The organism is bacterium, assembly GCA_029210545.1.
GTDB lineage: Bacteria > BMS3Abin14 > BMS3Abin14 > BMS3Abin14 > BMS3Abin14 > JARGFV01.
Genome location: JARGFV010000130.1, coordinates 1 through 6,166 on the forward strand (window position 1 = coordinate 1; position 6,166 = coordinate 6,166).

Below are 6,166 nucleotides of genomic sequence, written 5' to 3' on the forward strand. Positions count from 1 at the left end.
AACGACGCTTTTCCCTTTCCCCAGGACATTAATGAGCCAGGAAAAGTCCCGACTGGACTTTTTGCGACCCTGTCAAAATTGAAAGCTAATAGCTGGCTGATCTCCTTTGGACTTTGGACATTGGACTTTGGGCTGGAGTTTACCGAGTGCGCCGAATGTAACGTCCCTCTGGTTCATGAACTGCCTGAGGATACATCTCCCACTCCCGTGACCGGACCTGATGGTGATCTTGTTCCAGTGTTCTCGACCTACAACCCTGCTGAGGTGATGATGGTTAAATCCCTTCTGGATGCCGAAGAGATCGTATATAATTTCCAGGGTGAGCTGTTTAAGGGGAGCGGAGTCTTTATCGTCCCCGCCATGCTCTTTGTGGCGAAAGCAGAGGCCCGAAAGGTAGCTGAGATCCTGGAAGATCACGGAATGGGATAGGAGCTGAACGCTGCCTCCCACAGAGCCGCGGAGATACAGAAAAATGCAACGTTCCTGATGCACTCATGCACTGGTGCACTTATGCACTTTACTGACCTTCAATCACTTAACACCCGGATAATGTCCATTGGCACCTGATAACCAGACAACCGAAAGAACTTTCCTCCCCTACTTTGCCATCATCGCAGCCACCTCCCTGTGGGGCAGTTCCTTCGCGGCCATGAAGGTGACCATCGTAGCGCTTGGCCCGTGGCCCGTGATGTGGGTCCGGATGGCGGTGGCCCTCATTATCATCCTCCCTTTCGCGCGCAGGCTCTGGCCTTTGCCATACCGGTCCGGCGACTGGAAGCTCCTCTGGCCTTTGTGCCTGTTCGAGCCTTGCCTGTACTATGCCCTTGAGGCTAACGCGCTGAGGTTCACCAGTTCCTCCCAGGCGGGGCTCATATCGGCCTCGGTGCCTCTCATGGTGGCCATGGGAGCCTGCTTTTTTCTGGGCGAGCGGGTATCACGCTGGACAGTCCTGGGCCTCTTCGTGGCGCTTGGCGGCGTCGTATGGCTGACCCTGGCCGGCGACCCCAGCGAGGCCGCCGCCAACCCTGTTCTCGGAAACGCCCTGGAGCTTGGCGCCATGATGAGCGCCGTGGGGTATATGCTTCTGGTGAAGAAGCTGAGCGAGCGGTACAACACATGGAGCCTGACAGCCATGCAGATTGTGGCCGGGTTCGTGTTCTTCCTTCCCGGTGCGCGGCCCCTCTTCGACCACGGGCTGGTTGATCTGTCCACGGAACAGGGCCTGACTCTTCTCTACCTGGGATCCTGCGTCACCCTGGGGGCTTTCGGGCTTTACAATTACGGGATCTCCCGCATCCCCGCCAGCCGGGCTTCGGCCTTTATCAACCTCATCCCCGTGGTGGCGGTCTGCCTCGGCTGGATGTTGCTGGGCGAAACGCTCAACTTTGCCCAGGTCCTTGCTGCTCTGTGCCTCCTGGTGGGCGTTTGGATGAGCCAGTGGAGCGATAAGGTGGAGCTGAAGGAATTGCATGATGTATGAAAAAGAGTGAAGAGTGCCCGGCGCCGGATATCAAATGGCTTCAAATGGTTTTTACGAGGGCCCTATGCCTGATGGACTTTTTGCGAGTCCATCGATGTTATACTGAAAATAACAGTCTGCCGGATCGGTTTTCGCGACCAGGCTGCAGAGGGATTCCATGTTCCGCGACCGCACGGATGCGGGCATACAGCTCGGAAAGGCCCTGGGAAAATACGGGGATCTGGACGTCGTCGTTCTCGCCATCCCGCGGGGAGGTGTGGAGGTCGGTTACCAGGGCGCAAAGTCCCTTGGTGCGCTCTTCTCCCTGATCATTTCCAGAAAACTCCCGTTTCCGGACGGTCATCCTGGTGGACGACGGGATCGCCATGGGGTCCACCATGCGGGCCTCGGTGGCATGTTGCCGGAACCTGGGTGCGCGGAAGGTGGTTGTCGCTGCTCCCGTCACCGGCCCGGACACCGCCATGGAGATCGAAAAGATCGCGGACGAGCTCGTTGTCCTCGAGAAGCCTTATAATTTCAGGGCCTGGTGGGAGACCGCCCCTCGACAGGCTCCCTCCTTCACAAAAGCTACGGCGGGCAGTCAGGAAAGGGAGTCAGGAGCCAGGAACTTTAAAAGTCCAGATGGAGGTGCAATGGATTTCTACGAACTTGTCCGTAACCGTGAAAGCATCCGCAATTACGATCCCGACAGGCCCCTCAGTGAAGAGGTAATGGGCCGCATCCTCGAGGCGGGAAGGCTGGCTCCCTCGGCGGTGAACTACCAGCCGTGGCGTTTCCTGGTCATCTCCTCGCCCGGGATGCTGGGCAAGGTAAGGCCCTGTTATTCACGTCCGTGGTTCCATGACGCCCCACACCTCCTGGTTATCGTGGGCAGAGAGAGCGAGGCATGGGTGAGGGTGGCCGACGGCTACAACTCCCTGGAGACGGACATGACCATCGCCATGGACCACATGATCCTGGCCGCCGAGTATGAGGGTGTGGCCACCTGCTGGGTGGGTGCCTACGATCCGTTCAAGCTTCGCGAGGCCCTTTCCCTCGCCGACGACGAGACGGTGTACTCCATCACCCCCCTCGGCTACCCGAAGGAGGGGTTCGAGAAGAAGGGAAACAAGAAGAGGAAACCCCTTGAGGAGATCGTGGAGTTTTTGTAAGGCAGGTGAGTGGAAGGTGGAAAGTAGAAGGTGGAAAGCCGAAGGGTGGAAAGTGGAAAAGGTAGACTTGTTCCATGAACCGTGAACCATGAACCGTGAACCGTGAACCGTGTTCTCCTTTGAAATCCGGAATTTGAAACATGAAATTTTCTTTTCAGGAATTGCCGTGACCGACTCTAACGTGAAACAATATTCCCTTGCCGAAGAGATCGCCAGCAGCGTCGCCCACGGGATCGGCGCTGTCCTGGGGCTTGTCGGGCTGGTCGTCCTGGTGAGGCTCGGGGTCCTGAAGGGGAACATCTGGCACGTGGTGAGCGTCTCCGTTTACGGAACGACCCTCTTTCTCCTGTACCTGTTTTCCACCCTGTACCATGCGGTGCAGCGTCCCCATATCAAGCGGATCCTCCGGCACTTCGACCACTCGGCTATCTACCTGCTCATCGCCGGCACCTACACGCCGTTCACCCTGGTCAACATGAGGGGCCCATGGGGGTGGTCCATGTTCGGTATCATCTGGGGCCTTGCCCTGCTGGGGCTGTGCCTCAACTTCACCCTCATGGGGCGGTCCAGGATCCTGGCGGGCCTCGTGTACATCGGGATGGGGTGGCTGGTGGTGGTGGCAGCAAAACCGCTGCTTGCCACCGTGCCGACGGCAGGCATCGCCTGGCTCGTGGCCGGCGGCCTGTTCTACACCCTGGGCGTCACTTTCTACATCTGGAAAAAGCTTCCCTTCAACCACGCCGTCTGGCACCTCTTCGTCCTGGCCGGCAGCGCGTGCCATTTCGTCGCGGTGTTGTTCTACGTGTTGCCGGCATAGTCGGATCCAAGATCCAAGATTCAAGATCCAAAAATCAATCTTTCTCGCACCCGTTCCCTCCCTCTTTTTTGAAAAGATCAGGCAATCAGGTCGGTCACTAAAGCCGCCAAGACGCCAAGAAAATCCGGGTCATTTATCCCTCACCTTTGCGGCTTCTTTGCGTCTTGAGCGAGTCCCCCATTAATTCGGGCGAGCGGGCGTGAGACAGCCTTTAGATCTTTTCCCTTCACCAGGAATAAACAACACTCCTCCGTGTATAATTGCCCAAGACCAACAAAATCTCTGGTTTAAGGCGGAGGTGAAGTCATGAAAAAAGCGATGATCGTTGCTGTGGCCCTGGTGCTGACAGTCGGTGCGACAGCGGAGGCCAGGACCAAACTGGTGGCCCTGCCGGACAGGGAGGCTGTGACCGTCCGGCTGGACAACCCCCAGGCTACCCTCGTCGAGGAGGAGCGGGTCCTCACCCTCCAGGAAGGGGAGAACCTGGTGGATTTTTCCTGGCGAGGCGTCCAGATCGACCCGGACTCCATCCGCCTGGCCATCATGTCCCACCCGGGAAAAGTGACGCTGCTTTCCGTCTCCTACCCCCCCGGAGAAGCCGCCCTGGTGTGGCGGATCCACTCCGGGGGGGCCTGGGAGGAAAAGGTGCGCATCTCCTATCTCCTCTCATACATCGATCGGCTGGTGACCTACAAGGGAGTGGCCTCGAAGGACGAAAAAAACCTGGACCTGCAGGCGTTCCTGGTCCTGCGGAACTTTTCCGGGGAGGATTTCACCGATGCCGCGATAAACCTCGGCCAGGGCGAGCCGTTTAACAGTCCGTCCAGTCACGAGGAGACCCGCCAGGTGCACTTCCTGTCGGCGGAGGATGTCCCGGTGAAAAAGACCTTCACCTGGGATGCGGCGCAAAAGCCTTGGGAGCCCAAGCGCCTTGATACGGACGTGGGGATCCCTGTCCACTACGTCATCGAGAACAGCGTGAAATCAGGGCTTGGCCGGGACCTCCTCTGGGACGGCAAGGTGCGGGTCTTCCAGGACGACGGCCGCGGCAGCACGATCTTCCTGGGAGAAGACCGGGTGGGCCTGACCCCCGTCGGGGAGGAGATGCGGATCTACATCGGTGACAGCCGGGATGTTTCGGTCACCCAGCTGAAGGTGATGAACAACACGATCAACCCGAGACCGTCCCGGTATACGGTGGTCCTCTACGACACCGAGGAGAAGATCGAGACCGAGCTTGAGAACTTCAAGGATGAGGCCGTCATCGTGGACCTCGTCCAGCACATCCCCGGAGAGTGGGAGATGAAAAACAGCAGCCTGGAGTATGAGAAAAAAGACGCCAACACCATCGTCTACCACGTCCGGGTGCCGGCCAAAGGGAAGGAAAAAATGTCCTTCCACTACAACCGCAGAAACGTGCGCAGATAGGAGGACAGGACAATGAGAGCCAAAGCAGAAGTTATTCTGGTTTCAGCCGCGATCCTGGCCCTGATGGCGCCCCTTGCGGCCCAGGCAAAGGTCGACCTGGTAACTCTCCCGGTGAGGGATAAGGTGCAGATCACCATTTACAACTCGGCGGACCTCACCCTGGCCCGGGATATCCGGTCCCTTACCATGAAAAAGGGCCCGAACCGGCTGCAGTTCTCCTGGGCAGGGACCCTCATCGACCCCACCTCCCTCGAGATGCTTCCCCTGGCCGAGGCCCGGAACATACAGGTCCAGGGTCTCCAGTACCCGCCCAGGGTAACCGGTCTCGGGATCTGGAACCTGGACTCCGGGGTGTCGGAAAAGGTGCCCTTCGAGATCACCTACTTTACCAGCGGCATCTCGTGGAAAGCCTACTACCTGGCAACGCTGACGCCCGACGAGGGGGCCATGCAGCTAAAAGGTTATGTCCGGGTGGCCAACAACAGCGGCGAGGATTACGAGAACGCCGAGACGCGGCTCATCGTGGGGAAGGTCAACCTTCTGGACCGTATCGCGGACCTGGCCAGGCGAAATGAACCGTTCGGGCGCCCGGGTCCAGGCGTTCCCGTACCCATGCCCGGGATATCCGGCGACATGGTCATGCAAGAAGCCGCCCCCGCTTTTTATGCTGCCAAGTCGGAGCTGAGAATGGCCCGCCCAAAGGAGATCCGCAAGGAGGGCCTTTCGGAGTACTTCCTCTACACCATCGAGGGCACGGAGGACATCGAGAACGGCTGGGGCAAACGGCTCATCTCCTTCACCGCCCCCGAAGTGCCGGTGAAGAACCTCTACCGCTACGAGGAGGAAAAGTACGGCCTGGCGCCGGTGCGGTTTATTTCCTTTGCCAACGACCAGGAACACCGGCTGGGTTCAGAGCCCATCCCCGGCGGCCTGGTGAAGGTGTTCCGGGACACCGGTCAGAATGGCTATCTTTCCTATATCGGGGCCAGGGAGAACAAGTACGTCCCGAAAGACGAAGAGGTGAACCTGGACCTCGGCCCGTCCGGGCAGGTGTCGGTCATCCCCACACTCATGGATTACCGGACAGACAACTACGAGTGGCATACCGACTCCATTACGGGTTGGGATGAGCACAGGACGGTAAGGGTTGAAGTAGCCAACTACAGGGACATCCCGGTAAAAATAGAGGTTCGCCGCAACTTCCCGGTGACCTCCTGGGAACTGGAAAACAGCGGCGATTCGGGCCGCTATGAGAAAGTTGACGCCGACACTGTTCAGTACGAGCTGGAG

The 6,166-nt window shown here is 58.6% G+C and carries 7 protein-coding genes and 1 pseudogene; 7 read left to right on the forward strand and 1 reads right to left on the reverse strand.

The features are described from left to right. The coding region (locus P1S46_10875) for a hypothetical protein (protein ID MDF1536980.1) at positions 1-429 on the forward strand (429 nt) is incomplete at its 5' end. A 127-nt stretch (positions 430-556) separates the two neighbouring features. Beyond that, on the forward strand, positions 557-1,480 hold the full coding sequence (locus P1S46_10880; protein ID MDF1536981.1) for a DMT family transporter: 924 nt from the start codon (positions 557-559) through the stop codon (positions 1,478-1,480). A 97-nt stretch (positions 1,481-1,577) separates the two neighbouring features. Here P1S46_10880 and P1S46_10885 read toward each other — a convergent pair whose 3' ends face one another. Further along, the gene (locus P1S46_10885) at positions 1,578-1,847 is read right to left on the reverse strand and encodes a hypothetical protein (protein MDF1536982.1); all 270 of its coding nucleotides are present in this window, start codon (positions 1,845-1,847) and stop codon (positions 1,578-1,580) included. A gap of 10 nt (positions 1,848-1,857) precedes the next feature. On the opposite strand from P1S46_10885, the pseudogene P1S46_10890 reads away from it, so the two are divergent. The 5 genes and pseudogenes from P1S46_10890 to P1S46_10910 form a co-directional block, all read left to right on the forward strand. Then, a pseudogene (locus P1S46_10890) lies at positions 1,858-1,950 on the forward strand (hypothetical protein). A 162-nt stretch (positions 1,951-2,112) separates the two neighbouring features. Next, a complete protein-coding gene (locus tag P1S46_10895; GenBank protein MDF1536983.1) occupies positions 2,113-2,631 on the forward strand; it encodes a nitroreductase family protein in 519 nt (172 codons plus the stop codon). A 166-nt stretch (positions 2,632-2,797) separates the two neighbouring features. Further along, on the forward strand, positions 2,798-3,448 hold the full coding sequence (locus P1S46_10900; GenBank protein MDF1536984.1) for a hemolysin III family protein: 651 nt from the start codon (positions 2,798-2,800) through the stop codon (positions 3,446-3,448). Positions 3,449-3,754: 306 nt separating this feature from the next. Then, positions 3,755-4,876, forward strand: a complete 1,122-nt coding sequence (locus P1S46_10905; GenBank protein ID MDF1536985.1) for a hypothetical protein — start codon at positions 3,755-3,757, stop codon at positions 4,874-4,876. A gap of 12 nt (positions 4,877-4,888) precedes the next feature. Beyond that, positions 4,889-6,166, forward strand: a 1,278-nt coding sequence (locus P1S46_10910) for a hypothetical protein (protein MDF1536986.1), incomplete at its 3' end; no start/stop codon positions are given.

Coding starts and splice junctions, on each gene's coding strand:
- P1S46_10895 (MDF1536983.1), top strand. CDS start 2,113: ATGGATTTCTACGAACTTGTCCGTAACCGTGAAAGCATCCGCAATTAC.
- P1S46_10885 (MDF1536982.1), bottom strand. CDS start 1,847: ATGGCGATCCCGTCGTCCACCAGGATGACCGTCCGGAAACGGGAGTTT.
- P1S46_10905 (MDF1536985.1), top strand. CDS start 3,755: ATGAAAAAAGCGATGATCGTTGCTGTGGCCCTGGTGCTGACAGTCGGT.